The sequence below is a fragment of the Sphingomonas sp. 10B4 genome, from assembly GCF_035019905.1.
GTDB classification, from domain to species: domain Bacteria; phylum Pseudomonadota; class Alphaproteobacteria; order Sphingomonadales; family Sphingomonadaceae; genus Sphingomonas; species Sphingomonas glacialis.
On sequence record NZ_JASJVC010000025.1, the window covers coordinates 21,188 to 43,963 of the forward strand.

The 22,776-nt window shown below is 66.6% G+C and carries 20 protein-coding genes and 1 pseudogene; 13 read left to right on the plus strand and 8 right to left on the minus strand.

The genetic code is table 11. From position 1 onward, the window contains the following. Window positions 1–37: 37 nt before the first annotated feature. A complete protein-coding gene (locus QN347_RS09505; protein WP_322163078.1) occupies window positions 38–1,318 on the plus strand; it encodes a DEAD/DEAH box helicase in 1,281 nt (426 codons plus the stop codon). Window positions 1,319–1,364: 46 nt separating this feature from the next. Here QN347_RS09505 and QN347_RS09510 read toward each other — a convergent pair whose 3' ends face one another. Further along, window positions 1,365–2,021 carry a DNA starvation/stationary phase protection protein gene (locus QN347_RS09510; RefSeq protein ID WP_322163077.1) on the minus strand — a complete coding sequence of 219 codons (657 nt, stop codon included), beginning with the start codon at window positions 2,019–2,021 and terminating at the stop codon, window positions 1,365–1,367. 208 nt (window positions 2,022–2,229) lie between these two features. Here QN347_RS09510 and QN347_RS09515 point away from each other — a divergent pair, with 208 nt between their 5' ends. Both QN347_RS09515 and QN347_RS09520 read left to right on the plus strand, forming a co-directional pair. Beyond that, a complete protein-coding gene (locus QN347_RS09515; RefSeq protein WP_322163075.1) occupies window positions 2,230–3,486 on the plus strand; it encodes a TolC family protein in 1,257 nt (418 codons plus the stop codon). Then, a pseudogene (locus QN347_RS09520) lies at window positions 3,483–6,596 on the plus strand (efflux RND transporter permease subunit); the annotation flags it as partial. The gene QN347_RS09515 and the pseudogene QN347_RS09520, both read left to right, overlap by 4 nt. Window positions 6,597–6,665: 69 nt before the next feature. On the opposite strand, the gene QN347_RS09525 reads toward QN347_RS09520, so the two are convergent. Continuing rightward, on the minus strand, window positions 6,666–7,301 hold the full coding sequence (locus QN347_RS09525) for an SOS response-associated peptidase (protein WP_189675580.1): 636 nt from the start codon (window positions 7,299–7,301) through the stop codon (window positions 6,666–6,668). Between the two features lie 232 nt (window positions 7,302–7,533). On the opposite strand from QN347_RS09525, the gene QN347_RS09530 reads away from it, so the two are divergent. Both QN347_RS09530 and QN347_RS09535 read left to right on the plus strand, forming a co-directional pair. Beyond that, the gene (locus tag QN347_RS09530; protein ID WP_322163070.1) at window positions 7,534–7,938 is read left to right on the plus strand and encodes a hypothetical protein; all 405 of its coding nucleotides are present in this window, start codon (window positions 7,534–7,536) and stop codon (window positions 7,936–7,938) included. A 3-nt stretch (window positions 7,939–7,941) separates the two neighbouring features. Then, window positions 7,942–9,576 carry a bifunctional diguanylate cyclase/phosphodiesterase gene (locus QN347_RS09535; protein WP_322163068.1) on the plus strand — a complete coding sequence of 545 codons (1,635 nt, stop codon included), beginning with the start codon at window positions 7,942–7,944 and terminating at the stop codon, window positions 9,574–9,576. Between the two features lie 4 nt (window positions 9,577–9,580). Here the strand turns inward: QN347_RS09535 and QN347_RS09540 are convergent, their stop codons facing one another. Beyond that, window positions 9,581–10,036 carry a MarR family transcriptional regulator gene (locus QN347_RS09540; RefSeq protein ID WP_322163066.1) on the minus strand — a complete coding sequence of 152 codons (456 nt, stop codon included), beginning with the start codon at window positions 10,034–10,036 and terminating at the stop codon, window positions 9,581–9,583. 17 nt (window positions 10,037–10,053) lie between these two features. Continuing rightward, window positions 10,054–10,479, minus strand: coding sequence for an organic hydroperoxide resistance protein (locus QN347_RS09545; RefSeq protein WP_322163064.1), 426 nt, complete (start codon window positions 10,477–10,479; stop codon window positions 10,054–10,056). Between the two features lie 140 nt (window positions 10,480–10,619). Between QN347_RS09545 and QN347_RS09550 the strand changes: the two genes are divergently transcribed. Continuing rightward, window positions 10,620–11,264, plus strand: a complete 645-nt coding sequence (locus QN347_RS09550; protein ID WP_322163062.1) for a DsbA family oxidoreductase — start codon at window positions 10,620–10,622, stop codon at window positions 11,262–11,264. A 28-nt stretch (window positions 11,265–11,292) separates the two neighbouring features. Further along, a complete protein-coding gene (locus tag QN347_RS09555; protein WP_322163061.1) occupies window positions 11,293–12,378 on the plus strand; it encodes an alkene reductase in 1,086 nt (361 codons plus the stop codon). Window positions 12,379–12,418: 40 nt separating this feature from the next. On the opposite strand, the gene QN347_RS09560 is transcribed toward QN347_RS09555, so the two are convergent. Both QN347_RS09560 and QN347_RS09565 read right to left on the minus strand, forming a co-directional pair. Beyond that, window positions 12,419–13,336: a hypothetical protein gene (locus QN347_RS09560; RefSeq protein ID WP_322163059.1), complete on the minus strand. Its 918-nt coding sequence runs from the start codon at window positions 13,334–13,336 to the stop codon at window positions 12,419–12,421. A 29-nt stretch (window positions 13,337–13,365) separates the two neighbouring features. Next, on the minus strand, window positions 13,366–14,574 hold the full coding sequence (locus tag QN347_RS09565; RefSeq protein WP_322163057.1) for an MFS transporter: 1,209 nt from the start codon (window positions 14,572–14,574) through the stop codon (window positions 13,366–13,368). A 102-nt stretch (window positions 14,575–14,676) separates the two neighbouring features. Here QN347_RS09565 and QN347_RS09570 point away from each other — a divergent pair, with 102 nt between their 5' ends. After that, the gene (locus QN347_RS09570) at window positions 14,677–15,585 is read left to right on the plus strand and encodes a LysR family transcriptional regulator (RefSeq protein WP_322163056.1); all 909 of its coding nucleotides are present in this window, start codon (window positions 14,677–14,679) and stop codon (window positions 15,583–15,585) included. Between the two features lie 69 nt (window positions 15,586–15,654). Here QN347_RS09570 and QN347_RS09575 read toward each other — a convergent pair whose 3' ends face one another. Further along, on the minus strand, window positions 15,655–16,944 hold the full coding sequence (locus tag QN347_RS09575) for a tetratricopeptide repeat protein (protein ID WP_133189069.1): 1,290 nt from the start codon (window positions 16,942–16,944) through the stop codon (window positions 15,655–15,657). A 182-nt stretch (window positions 16,945–17,126) separates the two neighbouring features. Between QN347_RS09575 and yaaA the strand changes: the two genes are divergently transcribed. The 5 genes from yaaA (at window position 17,127) to QN347_RS09600 (ending at window position 22,348) form a co-directional block, all read left to right on the plus strand. Further along, window positions 17,127–17,879, plus strand: coding sequence for a peroxide stress protein YaaA (gene yaaA / locus QN347_RS09580; RefSeq protein WP_322163054.1), 753 nt, complete (start codon window positions 17,127–17,129; stop codon window positions 17,877–17,879). Further along, complete coding sequence (locus QN347_RS09585; protein WP_322163051.1) at window positions 17,876–18,574, plus strand: SDR family NAD(P)-dependent oxidoreductase; 699 nt, start codon at window positions 17,876–17,878, stop codon at window positions 18,572–18,574. The genes yaaA and QN347_RS09585 overlap by 4 nt, the downstream gene beginning before the upstream one ends. A 221-nt stretch (window positions 18,575–18,795) precedes the next feature. Then, complete coding sequence (locus QN347_RS09590; protein ID WP_322163050.1) at window positions 18,796–19,113, plus strand: hypothetical protein; 318 nt, start codon at window positions 18,796–18,798, stop codon at window positions 19,111–19,113. Window positions 19,114–19,223: 110 nt separating this feature from the next. Next, complete coding sequence (gene gyrA, locus QN347_RS09595) at window positions 19,224–21,995, plus strand: DNA gyrase subunit A (RefSeq protein ID WP_133189073.1); 2,772 nt, start codon at window positions 19,224–19,226, stop codon at window positions 21,993–21,995. Continuing rightward, a complete protein-coding gene (locus tag QN347_RS09600) occupies window positions 21,992–22,348 on the plus strand; it encodes a DUF952 domain-containing protein (RefSeq protein ID WP_133189074.1) in 357 nt (118 codons plus the stop codon). The genes gyrA and QN347_RS09600 overlap by 4 nt, the downstream gene beginning before the upstream one ends. Before the next feature lie 9 nt (window positions 22,349–22,357). Here QN347_RS09600 and QN347_RS09605 read toward each other — a convergent pair whose 3' ends face one another. After that, a complete protein-coding gene (locus QN347_RS09605) occupies window positions 22,358–22,696 on the minus strand; it encodes a PilZ domain-containing protein (RefSeq protein WP_189675149.1) in 339 nt (112 codons plus the stop codon). Between the last annotated feature and the right edge of the window lie 80 nt (window positions 22,697–22,776).

The window sequence follows — 22,776 nt, forward strand, 5'->3', positions numbered from 1 at the left end:
GCGCAGCTTTGCTCAGCGCCGGAGGCGCCGCGTGCCCATGACCATGACTTTCGCCGATCTCGCACTCGCGCCCTGCCTGCTGCGCAGCCTCGCCGACCTCGGCTACGCCAAGCCGACCCCGATCCAGGCCGGCGCGATCCCGCTGCTGCTGCAGGGCCGCGATATGCTCGGCATGGCGCAGACCGGCACCGGCAAGACCGCTGCCTTCGCGCTGCCGCTGCTCCATCGCCTCGCCGCCGATCCCCGCCCCGCACCTGCGCGCGGCGCACGCGTTCTCGTGCTGGCGCCGACGCGCGAACTCGTGTCGCAGATCGCCGCAGGGTTCGAGACTTTCGGTCGCGATCTGAAGCCGCGCGTCACGACGATCTTCGGCGGCGTCAGCGCGTTCCACCAGGTCAAGGCGCTCGAGGCCGGCGTCGACATCATCGTGGCGACACCGGGGCGCTTGCTCGATCTGATCGAGCAGGGCGAATGCGACCTGTCCACGCTCGAGGCGCTGGTGCTCGATGAGGCCGACCAGATGCTCGACATGGGCTTTGCCAAGCCGATCGCGCAGATCGTCGCGACCGTGCCGACCGATCGCCACACCCTACTGTTCTCGGCAACCATGCCCAAGTCGATCACCGCGCTCGCCGATAGCTTGCTGCGCGATCCGGCAAAGGTCGAGATCGCCCCGCCCTCGACCACGGTCGAGCGGATCGAACAGTCGGTGATGTTCCTCGATGCCGCCAACAAGAAAGCGGCATTGCTCGACTTGCTGCGGACCCCCGACATGGGCCAGGCGGTCGTCTTCACGCTGCAGAAGAACATCGCCAACGAAGTGTGCGCGTTCATCAGCGAAGGCGGCATCACCGCCGAGGCGCTCCACGGCAACAAGTCGCAAGGCCAGCGCGAACGCGCGCTCGATGCGTTCCGCGCGGGCACGGTGCAAGTTCTGGTGGCGACTGATATCGCCGCGCGCGGGATCGACGTCGACACCGTGACGCACGTCTTCAACCACGATCTGCCGAGCTTGCCCGAAAGCTATGTCCACCGCATCGGCCGCACCGGGCGCGCAGGGCGCAGCGGCTACGCCATCACGCTGTGCGATGCCGAGCAGCGCGCCTGGCTCCACGATGTCGAACGCGAGATCGGCCAGACGCTCACCGTCCAGGACGATCACCAATGGCATTGCGAGATTGCGCGCCACTCGACCAAGCGCGCGCCCGTGCTCGGCGGCGGCCCGGTCAAGCAAGTCAAGGCGCCCAAGGAGCGCGAGCGCAAGGTCTGGACCGAAGAGGAAAAGGCCGCCGCGCGGATGGCGGCGAAGGCTGCCTGAGCCGTGCTTGGGGCGGCAGCGCCAGATGCGCTCCCGCCCTTTGCGCTTATTGAACCGGTGCGCTCGGGCGTCCGGTGGGCGCGAGCGGGCGACCGCCGTTGAGATCGGCGCCGGTGTTCGAATCGGTCGGTGTCGACTGGATCATCGCACGCATCTGCCACTGATATTTGTCGATCGCGTGCTGGACTTCCTGCAGCAGGTTCGACGTGGTCGGATCGGTGTCGTTGGTCGCCTTGATCCCCTGCGCGATCTCGTCGCTGGTCACCCGGTAATATTGCGCGAACCACTGGATGACCTGCGCATCGTCGACAAAGCCGCCCGGGAATTCAGGGATGCGGCTTGTGCGGATGATCGTGTTGGCGCGACCGTCCGACGAGACGCCGATCCCCTGCAGCCGCTCGGCGACTTCGTCGGCGTATTTTGCCACGCCTTCGTAATGCTCCTGCAGCAATTCGTGCAGCGGGTAGAACAAGGTGCCCGAGACGTTCCAATGCGCCTGCTTGGTCTCGAGTTGGAGCTGCTGGAGTTCGGTCAGCGTCTGCTGGAGCGCCTGGGTCGAAGCGCGCAGCCCCTCGCCCTGCGGCCCCGCATGAACGCGGTCGGTGACGCTGTTGAGCGGGAACGGGCCGGTCTGCGGCTGGGTCTGGGCAAGCGCGGGCGACGCACACAGGAGCGCCGCCGTGGCGAGTAGGATGGAACGCATGGAAGTCCTTTCGATCGAGCACTCGAGACGCCACCGCGTCTCGCTCGGCACGCTCAACGGTCGTCGGGTCGAAGGGTTGTCTAAATTCGCTTTCAGCTTTGCTGCGAGGCGACACTGGACCACAGCGGACCCTTCTGTCTGAACTCGTGTTTAGTCGACGCGAGCGCTCGCGCCGCTAACGGGTGCAGCTCGGTCTGAAGGAAGTAGCATGCGGAATCTTGTCCTCGCGGTGGTGCTCGCCGCTACGCCAGCGCTGGCGGCAGCGCAGGAGACGACGGGGATGTCGCTCGACCGGCTCGCGCAGGATGTGATCTCCAACAATCCCGAGCGGCAATTCTATCAGCGCCAGATCGAGACCGCCGGCGTCGAACGCGCCGCCGCCGGGCGCTGGGCCGACCCCGAGGCCGTGGTCGAATTCGGCCAGCGGAGTGCGAACGACCGCACCACCGGCGCGCTGCTTGGCGACGGGCAGACCTATGCCGTGTCGATCGTCCAGCCGATCGAATTCGGCGGGCGGATCGCGCTGCGTCGCGCGATCGCCGAGCGACAGATCGACCTTGCCAAGATCGGTCTCCAGCAGTTCGACGCGACGCTCGCCGCGCGGGCGCGCTCGCTCGGGTACGGACTGTTTGCCGCTGACGAAAAGGCCGCCACCGCACGAACCGTCGCCGCACGGATGCGCGACCTTTCGCGCGTTCTCGTCGCCCGCGATCCCGCCGGCCCTGCCCCACGGCTCGAAGCGGCATCGCTCCAGGCCGGCGCGATCACCGCCGAGCGCACCGCGGCGATGGCCGATGCCGAGGCGAATTCGGCGCTGTACGAGCTCAATCAGTTGCGCGGTGCACCGTTCGCGGCGCGGATCCGGGTCATCCGCCCCGACATGCGGTTGCCCGATCTCCCCTCGGGCGCAGCGCTTGCGGCGAGTGCCGCCGCCAACAATTTCGAATTGAAGTCGCTACGCGCGCAGTTCGACCAGCAGGGCCTGCGCGTCGATCTTGCGCGCAAGTCGCGCATCCCGATCGTCGGCGTCGGCCCGTATTACGACCGCGCCCGCTCCGACATTCGCGAGACCAATTACGGTGTGCGGCTGTCGACCACGCTGCCGGTATGGAATCGCCAGGCGGGCGACGTCGCCGCGCAACAAGGCCGCCAGGCGCAGGCCAATGCCACGCTGATCAACGCCGAGCGCCGGATCGAGCGCGACGTGTTCGACCAGGCCGCGCAATATGAGGCCAAGCGCAAGGCGCTCGGCCAATGGTCGGGCAGCACGCCGCAGGGCTTTGCCGATGCCGCCGCCGACGCCGACCGCAACTATCGGCTCAGCGCGATCCCGTTGCAGGTCTATATGCAGATGCAGCAATCCTACATCGAGGCGACCAACGCCGTGCTCGATACGCGGCGCGAGGCGCTCGAGGCGTTGCTCCAGTTGCGTGCGCTCAACGGCGGGACCGCGCTCGCGCGATGATCGGCTGGTTGCTCGCGCTGGTGACGCGTCACCGGCTGGCGGTGACGATCGTCACCGCGATCGTCGCGATGCTCGGCATGGGCGCCTATTCGGCGCTCAAGATCGACGCAATTCCCGACATCACCGGCGTCCAGGTCCAGATCAACACGATGGTCCCCTCGCTCGCGCCCGAGGAGATCGAGCGGCTCGCGACGCTGCCGATCGAGCGGGCGATGGCGGGCCAGCCAGGCCTGCAGGAAACGCGCTCGCTGACCAAGACCGGGCTGAGCCAGGTCACTTTGCTCTACAAGGACGGGACCGACCAGCTGCGCGCGCGCCAGCTCGTCGCCGAGCGAATCCAGGCGGTGCGCGATCAGCTTCCGCCGGGTGCGACGCCACAAATGGCGCCGATCACGACGGGCTTGGGCGAAATCTATTACTACACGCTCGAATGGAAGAATCCGCCCAAGGATTATGACGCGCAGCGCCAGCTGATGGAGCTCTACGAGGCGCAGGAATATACCGTCCGCCCGATGCTGCGCGCGGTCACCGGCGTCGCCGACGTCAATTCGAACGGCGGGATGGAGCAGCAGTTCGTCGTCCAGCCCGATCCCGCACGCCTCACGATGCACGGCGTGACCGCGGGCGAACTCGCCGATGCGGTCGGCAAGAATGTCGAGAATGCCGGCGGCGGGATCATCGTGCGCGGGCCCGAGCGCTTCACCGTGCTGACCAAGGCACGCGTCACCAATGCGACCGAGATCGGCTCGATCCCGGTCAAGTTCGCCGCCGGCGTGTTGCCGCTGCAAGTCCGCGATCTGGCGAACGTCGTGATCGGCTCGGCCCCGCGCCAGGGGGCAGCAACGCAGAACGGGCGCGAGACCGTCCTCGGCACGGTGATGATGCTCGTCGGGCAGAACAGCCGCGAAGTCGCATTGCGCGTGCAGGATGCATTGCCCGATATCCAGGCGGCGCTGCCCAAGGGGATGGTGCTCGACCGGCAATACAGCCGCGCCGATCTGGTCGATCGCGCGATCTCGACGGTCGAGCACAATCTCGGCGAAGGCGCGCTGCTCGTCGCGCTCGTCTTGCTCGTCGTGATGGGCAATTGGCGCGCGGCGCTGATCGTCGCGCTGGTCATTCCCCTCGCCTTCCTCGTAACCGTCTCGGGCATGACCGCGATCGGCGTGTCGGGTAATCTGATGAGTCTCGGCGCGCTCGATTTCGGACTGATCGTTGACGGGTCGATCGTCGTGATCGAGAACAGCCTCCGGCTGCTCGCCGAGCGACGGCGCGACAAGGGCGAGGATCTGACGCCCGAGGAACGCCGCCAGACCGTCGCCGATGCAGCCAAGATGGTCGCGCGGCCGACGCTGTTCGGGATCGTGATCATCGCGCTGGTCTATGTGCCCGTGCTCAGCCTCGGCGGGGTCGAGGGCAAGCTGTTCCAGCCGATGGCGCAAGCAGTGATGCTCGCGATCTTCGCCGGGCTGATCTGGACCTTCACGATCGTCCCCGCGCTCGCCGCCTGGCTGCTGCGCGCGCCCGCTGGCGAAGCCGGCGACGGCGGCAAGACGGGGCTGATCGGCTATGCCGAACGCAGCTATGTCCCCGTGCTCGAGCGCGCGCTTGCGCATCCCAAGCTGCTCGTGCTCGGCGCGCTCATCCTGCTGGCGGGGACGTTCCTCGTCTTCCGCACGCTCGGCTCGCAATTCACCCCGCAGCTCGACGAGGGCGCGATCACCGCGATGGTCTATCGTCCGGTCGGCATGTCGCTCGACCGTAGCCTGGCGATCGAGAAGGAAACCGAGCGCCAGATCAAGCGCCAGTTCCCGCAGGTGACGCACACTTTCTCACGGATCGGCACGAGCGAAGTCGCGACCGATCCGATGCCGCCAAACGAGAACGATCTCTACATCTTCTACGCGCCGCTCAAGGACTGGCCGACCGGCGAGGGCAAGCCCAAGACCAAGGAAGAGCTGGTCGCAGGAATCGAGAAGATCGGGCGGAAGGTCTACAAGAGCCAGACCTTCGAATTCGCCCAGCCGATCGAGATGCGCTTCAACGAGATGCTCGAGGGCGTCCGCGCCGACGTCTCGGTCAAGGTGTTCGGCGAGGATTACGACGTGCTCGAAAAGGCGGCCAAGCAGGCCAAGGCGATTCTCGAGAAGCAGCCCGGCACGGCCGGTGTTGAGTTCGAGACCGCCGGGCGCCCGAAGAGCGTCGTCGTCGAGCTCGACCATGCGGCGCTCAACCGGCTTGGGCTGGGGACCGCCGAGGTCAACAAGGCGATCACCGATGCGATCGCGGGGACCGAGGAGGGTTTCATCCCGCACGAGGAAGCACGCCACATGATCGTCGTGCGGATGAAGGAGGATCTGCGTGCGGATCCCGCTTCGATCCTCGCGCTGCCGCTGCGCGTCGGCGAATACGGCATGGTTCCGCTGTCACGCGTCGCGCACTTGCGGACGATCCGCGCGGTCGAGCCGATCCTGCACGACGGCGGCAAGCGCCGTGCAGCGTTGATGGTCAATCTCAAGACCAGCGATCTTGCAGGCTATGTCAAAAAGGCGCGCGCCGAGGTCGAGCAGCAGGTCAAGCTGCCGCCAGGCTATCGCATCGAATTCGGCGGGCAGTTCCATCAGCTCGAGGCGGCGCAGAAGCGGTTGTCGATCGTCGTGCCCGCCGCGCTGATCCTGATCTTCCTGCTGGTCTATGCAGCACTTGGCAGCATGAAGGAGGCGGCGATCGTCTATACCGGCATTCCGTTCGCGGTGACGGGCGGCGTGCTGGCGCTGTGGCTGCGCGGGATGCCCTTTTCGATCACCGCGGCGATCGGTTTCATCGCGCTGTCGGGGATCGCGATGCTCAACGGGCTGGTGCTGATCGATCATATCAACAGCCTGCGCGACGGCCGCGACGGCGATGCGCTTCCGGTCGACGACGCGGTGCGTCAAGGCGCGCGTGATCGATTGCGGCCGGTGCTGTCGACTGCTTTGGTCGCCTCGATCGGCTTCGTGCCGATGGCGATCGCGAGTGGCGCCGGTGCGGAGGTTCAGCGCCCGCTGGCGACGGTGGTGATCGGCGGGATCGTCACTTCGACGCTGCTGACGCTGGTGCTGCTGCCGAGCCTGTATCGGTGGTTGATCCGCGACGCTGGCAAGGCGAAGCCCAAGGACGAGGTGACGGCGGGGGGATGGCTACGTCTCGTTCCGCCGCGTCGGGAACACCGGCCCGCGCACCGTCATCCGCTCCGCCGGATACGGGCGCTGCAGCGCGACCACATCGTCATAGCTGCCACGCAGCCAGCGCTCGTGATCCTCGGGCGCGAGGATCGTGACCATCGCCTTGGGATGGATCGGCGCGACCAGCGGATTGGGGTCGCAGGTCACCATCGTGAAGCCGTTGCCCTTGGCGGTACGCTGCCAGAACCCAGCGACGCAGAACAGCGGCTGGTCGGTCACCTGGAACCACATCTCGCCCTTGAGCGGCTTCTTGCCGTCGCCGAGATCCTGCGCGTCGGGCGTCCATTCGCAAAATTCGCTGAGCGGTACGAGGCAGCGATTCTCGGGGCTGGCGGCGAGCGCACGCCACTGCGACAGGCCGAGATTGCGGACGTTGGTCATCGGCCACGCCGCCGCGCCGCCGAGCACGTCCCACGCCATGATATCGAGCCCGCGTCGCCCGGCCTCCTCGCGCACGACATACGCGCGTCCGCGCGGCATCAGCTCGCGCGGGTTGAAACGATTGTCGAGCGGGCGCTCGGGTTCGAACACCGTCGCGAGGTGGGTGTGGAGCGTTTCGGGCTCGTAGCTGAGTCGGGCGCGGTTGCACATCGTCGATCGCTCCGGTGGATTGGGCTGAAGGGCCGACACCTCGCCCCTGGAGGAGCGCGCCATAGGCTACCGCGTCCCGCCATCTAAGCAACCGCTTGGCGGCGATCAATCCACCCACACGCCACGTCTCCACTCCGATCTCATGCGGTCGGCAGTGGTATCGCTTCCGGAACATCCCGCAGCCAGCCGCCATTTTTACCCGATCGTTACGGATAGCGTGCAAGGGGCAGTCATGGTCGATACCACTCTATCCGGCGAATCTCCCGGCGCATCGTCAGCCTTTGGGAAAGCGTCGTGCTCGGACTGGCGAGTCCGGGTCGATCAGCTGGTCGAGGCGCAGCGCAGCGTGGCGATCGCGCTGCCGATCAACGTCCTGCTCACCCTGCTCTGCGCCGCCGTCGCGTGGCACGCCGGCGCCACGCGCATGGCGCTGCTCTGGCTCGCTGCATCGTTGAGCGTCAACATCGCACGCGGTGTCTTGCAGTGGCGCACGCGAGGTCGTCGTAGCGCGGCAACACCGCCCGTCACCCCCGCGGCCGTCGAACGCCAGCTCCGCGCCTTGTGGGTCGTCACGCTCGCGTCGGGGTGCGCGTGGGCGACGCTGCCGTGGCTGTGCGCGCTCTACACGACGCAGTAATCGTTGTTCTTTCTCGCGGTCGGCTGCGGCATAACCGCCGGCGCGGTGTCGCATGGCGGCGCGTGCGCGCGCGTGCCGATCGCCTTCATCACGCCGCCGATCGTTTCGACCGCGATCGCGCTGCTCGCGGTCGGCGGGTTCGATCGCACGATGCTCGCGGCGACGATGGTGCTCTATTGGGCGGCGTTGGTCGCCACCGCGCGGCAGGCCGAGGCGACCTTCCGCCGCGCCAGCGCGCTGACGCACTGCATGGCGACGCTCAACAGCTCGCTCGAATCCGCGAATGCCAGCGCGCAGCGCTCCGCGAGCGAGATGCGCCACCGCGCCGACCATGACCATCTGACTGGCTTGCTCAATCGGGCCGGTTTTCTGCGCGCCGCTGCGGCGCAGATGGAGCGGGCCAAGCCGCCCTTCTGCCTGATGCTGCTCGATCTCGACGGCTTCAAGGCGATCAACGACGTGTTCGGTCACAAGATCGGCGACGAGGTACTGGTCGAGGTGGCGCAACGGCTGTGTCGCGAATTGCCTGAGGATGTCCTTATCAGCCGCTGGGGTGGCGACGAGTTCGCCGTCCTGCTCGCGGCCGACGCCGCGCTCACCCCGCCGCTCGATCTCGCCGACCGGTTGATCGGCGCGGTGGCGGCGCCCTACCCGACCTTCGGCACGGTGGCGCGTGTCGGGCTGAGCGTCGGGCTGCATTTGACGCACGACAGCGAGATGCCCGAAATGTTGTCCTGCGCCGATCTCGCGCTGTATGCGGCCAAGGCGGCAGGGCGGAATCGCTGCCACGTGTTCGGCGACGATCTGCGCAGCACGCTCGACCTGCGCCGCGACATCGAGCGCGATCTGCCCGCGGCGCTGATCCGGGCTGAAGTGGACGTGTGGTTCCAGCCGATGTTCGGCGATGGCGGCACCCGGGTCTTCGGGCTGGAGGCACTGGTGCGCTGGCAGCATCCGACGCTCGGCTGGATCATGCCCGCCGATCTGATGGCGACCGCCGCCAAGGCGGGCTTCGCACGGCCGCTGATGGACCTGATCCTCGACCGCGTCTGCACGATGATCGCGGCGCTTCGCGAGCGCGGTGTCGATCATGTCACCGTCGCGATGAACGTATCGCCGCGCGAAATGTCGCAATTGCCGGTCGACCGGATGATCCTGTCCGCGCTGGCGGAGCGCAGCTTGCCCCCCACCGCGCTCGAGATCGAGATCACCGAGGAGACCGCACTCGACACCGCCGATTGCGCACGCAAGCTGATGGCGCTGTCGAATGCGGGAATCCGCATCGCGATCGACGATTTCGGGATCGGCTATTCGTCGCTGTCGCTGCTGCGTACGCTCAAGGTCGACAGCCTCAAGATCGATCGCTGCTTCGTCTCGGGGCTTGCCGATTCGGCGGGCGATCAAGTGCTGGTCAAGGCCGTGCTCAATCTCGGCCAGTCGCTGCGGATCGACGTGACCGCCGAGGGCGTCGAGAGCATCGACGATCTGCGTATGTTGCGGACCTTCGGCTGCCAGATGATGCAGGGCTATCACCTCGCGCGCCCGATGCCGATGGCGCAGTGCCTCGCCTTCGTCGCCGACTCGCAGGCGCGGTCGCTCCTGCCGGGCGACGACGGCGTGCACCGGCTCGCGGGCTGAGGCCCTAGGAGACCTCCGCCTCGGCGGTCGCGAGAACGCCGACGAGATGCTGCACCGTCGCGCGGAGATCGGAAAGTTCGGCCGCCGACAGGCCGAGCCCGCTCGCCAAGGTCTGCGGCACCGCGCGCGCGGCGTCACGCAACGCCAGCCCCTGTGCGGTCACGCCGACCAGCACCCGGCGTTCGTCGGCGGAATCGCGCTGACGCGTCACCAGCCCGGCGCTCTCCATCCGCTTGAGCAGCGGCGTCAGCGTGCCACTGTCGAGATGCAGCCGCTCGCCGAGCGCGCCGACGCTTTGCGGCGCCTGCTCCCACAGCACGAGCATCACCAGATACTGCGGATAGGTGAGCCCAAGTTCTGCCAGCACCGGGCGATACAACCGGCCGAACAAATTGGAGGCGGCGTAGAGAGGGAAGCAGACCTGTCGGTCGAGCCGCAGGAAATCGTCGTCTTCGCGCATCGCCGCCTCCGTGTGCGTCACTTGGTGGTGACGGTGATCTTGACGTCGATATTGCCCTTTACCGCGTTCGAATAGGGGCACACCGCATGCGCTTGCGCGACGAGCGCCTCGGCAGCGGCCTGATCGAGCCCGGTGATCGTCACGTCGAGCGCGACCGACAGGACAAAGCCACCCGAAGCGTTGGGCGACAGGCCGACCTCTGCGACGACGAGGATATCGTCATCCTTGACCTTCTGCGGCTTGCTGCGGCCGACATGGATCACCGCATTTTCGAAGCAGGCGGCGTAGCCCGCGGCGAACAGCTGCTCGGGATTCGTCGCGCCGCCCTTGCCGCCGAGCGCGGTCGGCATCGCAAGCTGGAGGTCGAGCAAGCCGTCGTCGCTGCGAATCGTGCCGCTGCGGCCGCCGACTGCGGTTACCTTGGTGCTGTAGAGCGTGCTCATCGTGGGTCTCCTGAAGTGAGGATCGAAAGGAGCTTTTATATTGTGCGCGATTTAATTGAGCGCAAGTGTTTCCCACCCCTGTTTTTGCGCCGCCCAGTCCCCACATCGCCTTTCAACACTCCAACCGCAGATGGTGCCTTATGCCCAAGCCAATGAAGATCGATTTCGTTTCCGACGTGTCCTGCCCGTGGTGCATCATCGGGTTGCGCGCGCTCGAGGACGCGCTCGCGCGGACGAGCGACGTGGTCGATGCCGAAATCACCTTCCAGCCGTTCGAACTCAATCCGCAGATGGGCAAGGACGGCCAGAACATCGGAGAGCATATCGCCGAGAAATATGGCGCGACGCCCGAGCAATCCGCCGCCAACCGCGCGACGATCCGCGAGCGCGCCGCCGATCTCGGCTTCACGATGGCGATGGGCGCCGACAGCCGCATCTACAACACTTTCGACGCGCACCGCTTGCTCCACTGGGCTGAGCTCGAAGGCAAGCAAGCAGACCTCAAGCGCGCGTTGTTCCAGGCGTATTTCACCGATCAGCAGGATCCCTCGGACCATGCCGTCCTGGTCGCGCTCGCTGAAAAGGTCGGGCTCGACCGGGCACGCGCCGCGGAAATCCTGGAGAGCGACGCCTATACCCGCGAAGTCCGCGCCGCCGAGCAGCTATGGCAATCGCGCGGCATCACTTCCGTCCCCGCGATCATCATCAACGATCGTCACTTGATCTCGGGCGGCCAGCCGACCGAACTCTTCGAGCGCGCGATCCGCGAAATCGCTGCCGCTTGATCCCCCTCACCGACCGAAAGACACACAAATGGCTACCCTGTTCGACAGCTACACGCTCGGCACGATCCCGCTTGCCAATCGCATCGTGATGGCCCCGCTCACGCGTAACCGCGCGGCGGCGGGCTTCGTCCCCGGCCCGTTCGCCGCCGATTATTATGCACAGCGCGCCACCGCCGGCCTGCTCATCGCCGAGGCGACGCAGGTCTCGCAGCAGGGCCAGGGCTATCAGGACACGCCCGGCATCTACACCGATGCGCAAGTCGAAGGCTGGCGCGTCGTGACCGACCGGGTCCACGCGGCGGGCGGCAAGATCTTCCTCCAGCTATGGCATGTCGGGCGCATCTCGCATGTCGACCTCCAGCCTGACGGCGGCGCCCCCGTCGCGCCCTCGGCGATCCGCGCTGAAGCGAAGACCTTCGTCGGCAATGCCTTTGTCGACACCTCGACGCCGCGCGCGCTCGAACTCGATGAGATGCCCGGCATCGTCGAGGACTTCCGCCGCGCGGCCGCCAACGCGATCCGTGCCGGTTTCGACGGCGTCGAGGTCCACGGCGCCAACGGCTATCTGCTCGACCAGTTCGCCAAGGACGGTGCGAACCACCGGACCGACGCGTATGGCGGCAGCATCGAGAACCGCGCACGACTGATGCTCGAGGTGACCAAGGCGGTCGTCGCCGAGGTCGGTGCCGATCGCACCGGCATTCGAATCTCGCCGGTCTCCCCTGCAAGCGGCGTTTCAGACAGCAACCCGCAGCCGCTGTTCGACCATATCGTCGATGCGCTGAGCGCGCTGGACCTGGTCTATCTCCATGTGATCGAGGGTGCGACGGGCGGCGATCGTGATTTCGCGCCGTTCGATTACGCCTCGCTGCGCCGCCGCTTCGCCAACACCTATATGGCGAACAACGGCTACACGCTCGAACTCGCGACCAAGGCAGTCGAGTCGAATGCTGCCGATCTGGTCGCGTTCGGGCAGCCTTACATTGCCAACCCCGATCTGGTCGAGCGGTTCAAGCAGCATGCGCCGCTCAACACAATCGATCAGGCCACGCTCTATGGCGGCGGCGCGAAGGGCTACACCGACTATCCGACGCTCGCCAAGCAGACCGCCTGACGGGGTGGCGGGGCCGGCGCAGTGCCGGCCCCGGTTGCATTTAGGTGAGCGAGCCGGTCCGGATCAGGTCGCAGACATCGTCCGCGACTTGATTGTTCGCGCCGAGCCGCTCGATGAGCTGCGCCGCGCGGCTGCCGCGCAGTCCGGCAATGGTCAGCGTCTTGTCGCGGACATAGGTGTAGACCCCGCTCACCGCGAACGCCGACGCATAGGCGATATGCGCCTTCTGCGCGTCCATCGTCGCGCGGAACGCTTCGGTTTCGAAGAAGGCGCGCCGCGTCATCGGCGTCTCGAACGCGATCTCGACCACGGCAATCGTCGTCCGCTCGGGCGGCACCTGATGGTCGACATTGGGGGCGGGCGGTGCCGGCTCGGCATTGTCATAGGTCTGCGGAAGATGCAGCCGCAGCTTCAGCACCGCTGGCTCCGCCGCAAGCGTTTCGGCAAAATTGCTCATGAAGTCGCCGAACGCCTTCGCGTCGGTCCCGGCCGCGCCGAAATGGACGTGGATCCGGTCGATCCCGTCATCGCCATTGGGAACCGGGTCGGGCAAGCGGTCGACCAAAGTGCGCGACCCGTCCGGCAGAGCGTATGCGACGGTCGCGGCGAACATGTTCTGCTCGTCGGCGAAGAGGATCGAGCTCGCTGCGTTGAACACGCCCTGATCGTCCGCCGACAAGAAGCCGATCTCGACCCCACCATCGAGTTCATAGTCGGGGAACGGCGCGATCCCGTCGACTTCCGGCCAGAGATGCGCATCCTGCTCGCGGTCGAAATGGTTCTGAACGTACCAGCCGAGCCCGGCAATACGCGAGCAGAGCGGGCCATGGACGTCCCGCCAATAGGTCGCAAACACGTCGTGCGGCACGCGCGGGCGGCGCAGGACGGTGGTGTAGCTGTTGATCGCGATGCCGGCATCGCGCGCGGCATAATCGGTGGTGATCGAAACCTTGGGCATGACGATACTCCTGAAAAGCGGTGGGGGCTTTATGCGGCGGCGCGCGCCGGCTTGAGCCGACCGACCAGCGCCGCTACGATCGCGGCCAGCACGGCGATGGCCGCTGCGACATAGCCGACCGTCCCCAGCCCGAGATGCTGGATCACCGACCCGCCGATGATCGCGCCGAGCCCGATCCCGGCATTCGCCATCGACACGTTGAGCGTGCCCGCAAGCGCCTGCGCATGGCTCGCCGACTGCATCACGCGGACCTGGCAGATCGGATAGAGCGCCGTATTGGCGATCCCCCACACCGCGATCGCCACCGCGAGCCAGAGATGCCAGCCCGCCACCAGCGTCGTCGCCGCCATGCCGATCGCGAGCACGAGCGCTGTGACCGCGGTCACCATCAGCGGCCCACGTCCGACGAACTGCCCGCCCAGCCAGTTGCCGCCAAGCCCGACGACGCCGAAGCCCATCAGCCACCAGCCGACTTGCGAGACCGGGATCTTCGCGATCTGCTCGAGCGTGTCGGCGAGATAGGTGTACGCCGTGAACATCGCGGTGAAGACGATCACCGACAGCACGACATTGCCGAGGAAATACGGGTCCTTGAGGATCCGCGCCTGCTCGGCGAGTTTCACGCGCGCCGGCCGCGCCAGCGTCGGCATCACCACGAACAGCAATACCGCCATCACCAGCGACAGCCCCGCCAGCCCCCAGAACGTCCCGCGCCAGCCGAACGCGGTCGAGGCGAGCGTGCCGATCGGAATGCCGAGCACCATCGCGCCCGAAATCCCGAGATAGACATTGGCGACCGCCTTGCCGGCCTTTTCGGGCCCGGCGAGCTCGCCCGCAGTCTCGCTCGCCGTGCCCCAGAACACCGGCAGCGCGAGCGCGGGAAGGAAGCGCGCGAGACCGAGAATCCAGATGTCGGGCGCGGCCGCGGCAAGCGCGTTGGCGCCGGCGAAGATCACCAGGATCGTGACGAACAGCCGCTTGCGCTCGAAATGCGAGAGCAGCGCCGTCAGGAACGGCCCCGCCAGCATCACCGTGAAAGCGAACAGCGTAACGAGTTGACCCGCGGTCGAGATCGAAACCCCGAGATCGCGCGACAGGCTCGGCAGCAGCCCGACGATGATAAACTCGGTCGTCACGATCACGAACGCCGAGATGGCGAGTAGCAGCACCGCGAGCCCGCGCCCCGCCGATGGTACCGCGGGCGGCGCTGCGAGATGGGGATGGACGACGGACGACATGGGCAGGCTCCTGTTCAGCCGCCTCTAACGCGCGACGGAAAGTTCAGTCGCACGGCGTTTTTTCCGCTATGGTGCGACAGAAATTCCAGAATGGAGCTAGGTTTGATCCCGTCCGAACGTCTCAAGGGCATCGAAGCATTTGTCTGCGCGGCCGATGCCGGCAGCTTCACCGCCGCCGGCGCACGCCTCAACCTCACCAACTCGGCGGTCAGCAAGAGCGTCGCGCGGCTCGAGGCGCGGCTCGGCAGCCGCTTGTTCGACCGCACGACGCGCCGTCTCGCCTTGACCGACGCCGGCGCGGCCTTTTACGAAACCTGCGCGCGCGTGCTCGGCGACTTGGCGGATGCCGAGGCGGTGCTCGCCGCGCAGCGCTCCGAAATCGTCGGGCGGCTCAAGCTCGACGTGCCGGTGGCGTTCGGGCGGATGCAAGTGATGCCGGTCTTGCTCGCCTTCGCAGAACAGCATCCCGGGGTGCGCCCGGTCGTCACCTTCACCGATCGCGTGGTCGACATCATCGAGGAAAGCGTCGACGTCGCAATCCGGATCGGCGGCTCGGAGGTTTGGGCGGACAATCTCGGGCAACGCTATCTCGGGAGCGAGCGCGTGATCTTCTGCGCGGCGCCCGGCTATCTCGCGCGCCGTGGGGCGCCGGCTTCGGTCGAGGCGCTCACCGCGCTCGACTGCATTCTCTACGGCCGCGCCGATGGCAGCACGATTGCGTGGCGCTTCGCCGATACTGCGGGCGCGATCGAACAGCGGACGATGGACGGGCGGATCGTGCTCGGCAGCGCCGAGGCGCAGGTTGGCGCGGTCAAGGCAGGCTTCGGCGTCGCGCAGCTGGCGACCTGGCTGATCAAGGACGAGCTCGCGCGCGGCGAACTGATCGAGATCCTGCCCGAGCTGGCGACGGTCGGGCTGCCGCTGCATCTCGTCTGGCCGCGCAGCCGCCAGCTCAGTCCGAAGGTCGATGCGCTGATCGAAGCGCTGACCGCCGGCCTCGAGATCGCCTGACCGGCATCCTGCCAAAACAAAAAGGGCGACCCGAGGGCCGCCCTTTTCGCGTCACGTCTCAGACGATCCTCATGCAGCCGTAGGCGGCGCGTCGACGAACACCGTCCACAGCCGCGCGATTGCCTTGTTGGGCTCGGCGGCGACCTTGGCGAGCGTCGTCTTGGCGGCGGCACGATCCCCCGACAGCGCGAGCGCCATGCCGAGGTGGAGGTTGTTGCGGTCGGCGTCGGGTGCGCCCTTGGTCTCGCACAGGCGGTACATCTCGATCGCCTTGGCGTAGTTGCGCGTGCCGAAATAGGCGTCGCCCGCCTGCTGCGCGAGATCGCCCTTCGGGGCGCCCATCGCGTTCTTTTCCTTGATGGCGAGCGAAGAACTGCCCGCGATCCCGGTCTTGGCGCGCGTCTGCAGCTCGGTCGCGGTGATGTTGCCCTTGGGGATCACGCCCGACGCGAGACCCTCGTCGATCACGGTCTTGGCTTCATTGGGCAGGCCGATCGTCAGCGCGGCGTCGGCATAGTCGATATATTCGCGCTGGCCGGCCTGGCTCTTGGTCGCCCACAGCAGGCGGAACAGATCGATCCGGTTCTTGCTGTACTTGACCGCCGCCGGGCCCTGGAAGCCGAAGGTGTAGATCGCACCGCGCCAGTTCGGCGCCGTGCCATATTCGGTCAGCCAGGCTGCGGTCCAGGCATCGGCCTGCTCGGTCAGGCCGGCCTTGGTCAGACGCGTGAAGGCATATTTATACCAAGCCTCTGGCGCCTTGCGGCCAGCGGCCTTCTCGGCCTTCACTGCAGCTTCGAGATCGGCGGTGCCGCCAGCGACGTCGCCGGCTTCGACCTTCGAGCGCGCGATGTTGAGCTGGAGGTCGGCATCGGTCGCGCCGAGCTCGCGCGCCTTCATATAGTCTTGCGCCGCCAGCTTATAATCCTTGGTCGCAAACGCGAAACCGGCGCGCTCGTTATAGCGAATGCCGAGTTCGGTCTTCGGCGTCGCGGGATTGGCGATGATCGCGTCGAGCGGCGGGGTCAGCGCGGCGACGCGCTGCGTTTCGGGCTGGCCGGCGGTCTGCGCATTGATCAGCGCGAGGCGCAGACCCGAGGCGAGGTACTTTTCATAGTCGCTCTTGGCAGCGGCATCGAGCGCGTCAAGCGATGCTGCGGCCTTCACCAGATCCTTCGGGGTCGCGTTCATCGCGGTCTGCACTTCGACCGCAGCAGCGCGCGCTTCCTTCGACAGGCTCGGCGCGGCCGCATCGGCGGCCTTTTCCTTCTTTGCGGCGAAGGCGGGGGCGACGAGCGCCGCGCCGTTCATGCCGACGACAAGCGTGGCAGCCAAAGCGATTTTCGAGACCATCTTCATTGTCGAACTCTCCTCTTGCCGCGCGGCCGCGCGCGGCGGATTGCTGCCGCCGCTCTAACGCCGCGGGGTATACCGTCAAGCGACGGCAGTAGTGTCACCGCGACTGAACACCGCTTGAACCCGATATATCCCTGACGCGAGACTCTTTGACGCATTCGCGGCGGAAGCTTAACGGCGGGGCGATGATCGCCTTGCTCTCCCCCGCCAAGACGCTCGATTACGAGAGTCCCCTGCCCGCCCTCACGCCGACGACGCCGCGCTTCGTGGCCGAGGCCGAATCGCTCGCCAAATCGGCGGCGAACCTGTCGCAGAAACGGCTGTCCGAGCTGATGCACATCTCGCCCAAGCTCGCCAAGCTCAACGCCGACCGCTTCGCCGGTTTCGCCGATGCGCCCGAGCGTCCCGCGCTGTTCGCCTTCGCCGGCGACGTCTATACCGGCTTTGAGGCGCCGACGCTCGACGAGCCCGCGATCGCCTTTGCGCAGGATCATGTGCGGATGCTGTCGGGGTTGTACGGCCTGCTCCGCCCGCTCGACGCGATGAAGCCGTATCGCCTCGAGATGGGGACGCGCTGGGCACCACGCCGCCACAGCCTGTACGAATGGTGGGGCGACCGCATTGCCGCCGCGGTGCGCGAGGAGGTCGCGGACGAAGGATCGGGCGTCGTGCTCAATCTCGCTAGCCAGGAATATTTCGGCGCGGTGCTCGGCAAGCTCGACGGCGTGCGGGTGATCGACGTCGATTTCCGCGAGCCCGGCCCCGATGGCCCGCGTTTCGTCAGCTTCCACGCCAAAAAGGCACGTGGACTCGTCGCGCGCTGGCTGTGCGAACATCGCATCACGGAGATCGACGACATGAAGGGTTTCGACACCGACGGCTATCGTTTCGACAAGGCCGAGAGCACGGCCGATCGCTGGCGGTTCGCGCGGTCATGAGCGGCGCGGCCGTCATCATCGGCGCCTCGGGCGGGATCGGCGCAGCGTTCGAAGCGGCGCTGATCGAGGAAGGCGCGTACGACGTCGTCCACGGTTTCGCGCGGTCGCGCACCGGCGCGCAGCATCTCGATCTGACCGACGAGGCGAGCATCGCGGCAGCGGCAGCGCACGTCGCCAAGGGCCCAGCGCCGACGCTGGTGATCGTCGCGACCGGTATCCTTCACGGCGACGCGCGTGGCCCGGAAAAGGCGCTGCGCGAGCTCGATCCGGCATGGCTGGCGCGCGTCCACGCGATCAACGCGATCGGCCCGGCGCTCGTCGCTAAGCACTTCCTGCCGATCACGCCCAAGACCGGGCGCAACGTCTTCGCCGCGCTGTCGGCACGGGTCGGGAGCATTTCGGACAACAAGATGGGCGGCTGGCACGGCTATCGCGCGTCGAAGGCCGCGCTCAACATGCTCGTGCGCACGATCGCGATCGAGGAAAAGCGCCGCAACGATCGCGCGATCGTCGTCGCGCTGCATCCCGGCACGGTCGACACCGCGCTGTCCAAGCCGTTCCAGGGCAATGTCCAGCCCGGCCGGCTGTTCGACACCGAGCGCGCCGCGCTGCAACTGCTCGACGTGATCGAGGAATTGAAGGCGCCCGATACCGGCAAACTGTTCGATTTCGAAGGCAAGGAAGTGCCCTTCTAAGCCAACGGGGTGCTCTCCGGCCCGTTCGCCCTGAGCCTGTCGAAGGGCGCCGCTCCCCAAGTGCCGGTGCAAGTGGGGCTTCGACGGGCTCAGCCCGAACGGGAAAGCAACCGCCGCACGATGACGAACTTGTCATCGTCGACCCATTGATATGGTCGCAAATCGGCCGCATTCTCCCGGCCATCGCGCATAACGCTCGAAGGTTTTTTGAGGGGACCGTCATGATCAGACACGCATTCACCGCCATCGTCCTGCTGTCGGGCACCGCCGCACTCGCGCAGACACCCGTCGCGACCAAGACGACCACCAAGACCACCGTCGCCAAGCCAGCCGCCGCGCCGACGACCAAGACGATGGTGACGACCACCAAGACCACCCCGCCCACCACGGCGGTCAAGGCCACCACCGTCGCACATTCGCGCACCACCAAGACGACCACCACCGGCGGTCGCATGGTCCAGGCCAAACTCGCCAACGGCAAGACCGTCACCTACAATTGCTCGCTGCCAGGCAACAAGACCAAGAGCGCCTGCAAATAACGCTCTCCCCACCCCTGCGCCCCCATCCGGGACATGCGCAGGGGTGGCATTCGTCGCCGTGCTGGGCTAGGGTTGTCGCAATCCCGTAACACAGCCGAAGGCACCGAAAATTGACCGACGAGACCGTGCTCGCCGACCCTTCCGATATTGCGCCGATCTCGATCGTCGACGAAATGAAGTCGAGCTATCTCGACTATGCGATGAGCGTGATCGTCGCGCGCGCGCTGCCCGACGTTCGTGACGGCCTGAAGCCCGTCCACCGCCGCATCCTGTGGTCGGCGAGCGAAAGCGGCTTCGTCTACAACCGCCCGTATCGCAAATGCGCGCGCATCGTCGGTGATGCGATGGGTAAGTATCACCCGCACGGCGACAGCTCGATCTACGACGCCTTGGTCCGCATGGCGCAGGACTGGTCGATGCGCGTCACGCTGATCGACGGCCAGGGCAATTTCGGCTCGATGGACCCGGATAAAGCCGCGGCGATGCGCTACACCGAGGCGCGTCTCGCCAAGGTGACAAATTCGCTGCTCGAGGACATCGACAAGGACACCGTCGATTTCACGCCGAACTACGATGGCTCGGAACGCGAGCCTTCGGTCCTCCCCGCGCGCTTCCCCAATTTGCTCGTCAACGGCGCCGGCGGCATCGCGGTCGGCATGGCGACCAACATCCCGCCGCACAACCTCGGCGAAGTGATCGACGCGACGCTCGCGATGCTCGACGCCAAGACCGGCGCTCGCGAGGCGCTCACCACCGAGGAACTGCTCGAGATCGTCCCCGGTCCCGATTTTCCAACGGGCGCGATCATCCTCGGCCGCTCGGGCGCGCGCTCGGCGTATGAGACGGGCCGCGGCTCGGTGATCATCCGCTCGCGCTACGTCGTCGAGGAAGGTCGCGGCGACCGCCGCTCGATCGTGCTGACCGAGATCCCCTACCAGACCGGCAAGAACGGCCTGGTCGAGAAGATCGCCGAAGCCGCCAAGGACAAGCGCATCGAAGGCGTCAGCGATATTCGCGACGAATCGAGCCGCATGGGCGTGCGCATCGTCATCGACCTCAAGCGCGATGCGACCCCCGACGTCGTGCTTAACCAGCTGTGGCGGCACACCCCGGCGCAGTCGAGCTTCCCGGCGAACATGCTCGCGATCCGCGGCGGCCGTCCCGAACTGCTCAACCTGCGCGACATCCTCGAGGCGTTCGTCGGCTTCCGCGAGGAAGTGATCACGCGCCGCTCGAAGTTCGAGCTCGCCAAGGCGCGCGAGCGGGCGCATCTGTTGCTCGGCCTCGTCATCGCGGTCAGCAACCTCGATGAAGTCGTCAAGATCATCCGCGGCTCGTCGAGCCCCGCCGCGGCGCGCGAAGCCTTGCTGTCGCGCGACTGGCCGATCGCCGACATCGCGCCCTATATCCGCCTGGTCGAAGCGGTCGATACCGAGGTTACCGGCGCGACTTATCGCCTGTCCGAACTGCAGGTCCGCGCGATCCTCGACCTGCGCCTGCATCGCCTGACCGCGCTCGGGCGCGACGAGATCGGCAACGAGCTCCAGGGCCTCGCCGATTCGATCGCCGAATTGCTCGAGATCCTCGCCAACCGCGCAAAGCTCTACGCCGTGATGCGCGAAGAGCTGGTCGCGGTCCGCGCCGAATTCGCCACGCCTCGGAAAACCGAGATCGCCGCTGCCGCCGATGGCATCGACGACGAGGATCTGATCGAGCGCGAGGACATGGTCGTCACCGTCACGATGCAGGGGTACATCAAGCGCACCACGCTCGACACCTTCCGCGCCCAGGCACGCGGCGGCAAGGGCCGCGCCGGCATGGCAACCAAGGACGAGGACGCGATCACCAATTTGTTCGTGACGTCGACGCACACGCCGGTGCTGTTCTTCTCGACGCTCGGCAAGGTCTACCGGATGAAGGTCTGGAAGCTGCCCGAGGGGGGTGCTGCGACACGCGGCCGGCCGATGATCAACCTGCTTCCGCTGGCCGAGGGCGAGGTCATCTCGACCGTGCTCGCGCTGCCCGAGGACGAGGCCGAATGGGCCAAGCTCCACGTCATGTTCGCGACCGCAAACGGCAGCGTGCGCCGCAACTCGATGGACGCGTTCGCCAACATCCCGACCGCGGGCAAGATCGCGATGAAGTTCGAGGGGATCGACGAAGACGATCGCCTGATCGGCGTCGCTTTGCTGAGCGAAGAAGACGACGTCCTGCTCGCCACGCGCGCGGGCAAGGCGATCCGCTTTGCCGCCCACGAAGTGCGCGAGTTCCAGAGCCGCAACTCGACCGGCGTGCGTGGCATGGCGCTCAAGGGTGACGACAAGGTCATCTCGCTGTCGATCCTCCACCGCGTCGGCGCGACGCCCGACGAGCGCGAGGATTATCTCCGTTTCGCGCCGTGGAAGGGCGAGCGCGAGGGCGAGCCAACGATGGAGGCCGCGCGCTATCAGGAATTGATGGAGCGCGAGCAGTTCGTGCTGACCGTCTGCGAGAACGGCTATGGCAAGCTGTCCTCGGCCTATGACTATCGTCGTACCGGCCGCGGTGGCCAGGGCATCACCAATATCGACAACATCCCACGCAACGGCCTCGTCGTTGCGAGCTTCGCTGCGACCAAGGGCCATCAGCTGATGCTCGTCACCGATCAGGCGAAGGTGATCCGCACCACGCTCGGCTCGATGCGCGTGATCGGGCGCAATTCGGCGGGCGTGAAGCTGTTCGATGTCGGCAAGAACGAGCATGTCGTCTCGGCCGCGCGAATCGAAGAGTCCGAAGGCGATGCCGAGGCCGACGTCCGCGACCTGACCGCGGTCGAGATCGCGCCCGACGACACCGCCGATACCGGCGACGATCTCGCCGCCGGCCCGGAGAATGGCGAATGAGCGACTTGCCGCTGACCGCGTACAAGGTGCTCACCGCCGAGCAGATGGCGACGCTGGAGCAGGAGGAATCCTTCGCCGGCGCGCCGGTCGATCTTGCCGACGGCTACATCCACCTCTCGACCGCCGAGCAGTTGACCGAGACGGTCGACAAGCATTTCGCCGGGCAGAGCGATCTGCATGTCGCAGCGGTCGATCTCGGATCGTTCGGTGCGGGCCTCAAATGGGAAGAGTCGCGCGGTGGCCAGCTCTTCCCGCATCTGTACGGCGGTCCGCTGCTGCTCGAGACGGTAATCGCCTACGGCCCGCTCGAGCGCGATGCAGACGGCAAGGTCAAGCTGCCCGTCGCCGGCTGAGCGCAAGGCTCAACCGCGCATCGCCACCGCTTTGGTGAAGGTGTTGAGGTTGGGCAGATAGGGATTGCTGCGAACGACGGCGAGCGGCGCGATCGGCTTGTGAAAGTTGACGCCGCACGCGGTGCCGTCGCTCCAGACCACGGTACCGACGACTTCGAGATCCTTGGCCAGCAACAGGACTTCCTGGCCGCGCTGCGGCAAATCGTGCCCGCGAACGCACGCGCCGACGCAGGAAATATCGGCGATCTCGATCGCAAGTCGCTGGCGATCGACGATCACTGTCCCGGCGAAGCGAGTCGGGTATCGCTGCTCACGCCGCGCCGTCTGAAGCTCCTTGATGCTGCGCACGCCCATAATCCTGTCTACTCGGGTATTGGCCCTCGACCGATAACAGACGCTACGCAGCTGTGTTCCTAAGATTGATGCTT

What these genes read in the sequence shown, in the direction of transcription:
- QN347_RS09505 (WP_322163078.1), top strand. Translation starts at nt 38, where the DNA reads ATGACCATGACTTTCGCCGATCTCGCACTCGCGCCCTGCCTGCTGCGC.
- QN347_RS09510 (WP_322163077.1), bottom strand. Translation starts at nt 2,021, where the DNA reads ATGCGTTCCATCCTACTCGCCACGGCGGCGCTCCTGTGTGCGTCGCCC.
- QN347_RS09515 (WP_322163075.1), top strand. Translation starts at nt 2,230, where the DNA reads ATGCGGAATCTTGTCCTCGCGGTGGTGCTCGCCGCTACGCCAGCGCTG.
- QN347_RS09525 (WP_189675580.1), bottom strand. Translation starts at nt 7,301, where the DNA reads ATGTGCAACCGCGCCCGACTCAGCTACGAGCCCGAAACGCTCCACACC.
- QN347_RS09530 (WP_322163070.1), top strand. Translation starts at nt 7,534, where the DNA reads ATGGTCGATACCACTCTATCCGGCGAATCTCCCGGCGCATCGTCAGCC.
- QN347_RS09540 (WP_322163066.1), bottom strand. Translation starts at nt 10,036, where the DNA reads ATGCGCGAAGACGACGATTTCCTGCGGCTCGACCGACAGGTCTGCTTC.
- QN347_RS09545 (WP_322163064.1), bottom strand. Translation starts at nt 10,479, where the DNA reads ATGAGCACGCTCTACAGCACCAAGGTAACCGCAGTCGGCGGCCGCAGC.
- QN347_RS09550 (WP_322163062.1), top strand. Translation starts at nt 10,620, where the DNA reads ATGCCCAAGCCAATGAAGATCGATTTCGTTTCCGACGTGTCCTGCCCG.
- QN347_RS09555 (WP_322163061.1), top strand. Translation starts at nt 11,293, where the DNA reads ATGGCTACCCTGTTCGACAGCTACACGCTCGGCACGATCCCGCTTGCC.
- QN347_RS09560 (WP_322163059.1), bottom strand. Translation starts at nt 13,336, where the DNA reads ATGCCCAAGGTTTCGATCACCACCGATTATGCCGCGCGCGATGCCGGC.
- QN347_RS09565 (WP_322163057.1), bottom strand. Translation starts at nt 14,574, where the DNA reads ATGTCGTCCGTCGTCCATCCCCATCTCGCAGCGCCGCCCGCGGTACCA.
- QN347_RS09575 (WP_133189069.1), bottom strand. Translation starts at nt 16,944, where the DNA reads ATGAAGATGGTCTCGAAAATCGCTTTGGCTGCCACGCTTGTCGTCGGC.
- yaaA (WP_322163054.1), top strand. Translation starts at nt 17,127, where the DNA reads ATGATCGCCTTGCTCTCCCCCGCCAAGACGCTCGATTACGAGAGTCCC.
- QN347_RS09585 (WP_322163051.1), top strand. Translation starts at nt 17,876, where the DNA reads ATGAGCGGCGCGGCCGTCATCATCGGCGCCTCGGGCGGGATCGGCGCA.
- QN347_RS09590 (WP_322163050.1), top strand. Translation starts at nt 18,796, where the DNA reads ATGATCAGACACGCATTCACCGCCATCGTCCTGCTGTCGGGCACCGCC.
- QN347_RS09600 (WP_133189074.1), top strand. Translation starts at nt 21,992, where the DNA reads ATGAGCGACTTGCCGCTGACCGCGTACAAGGTGCTCACCGCCGAGCAG.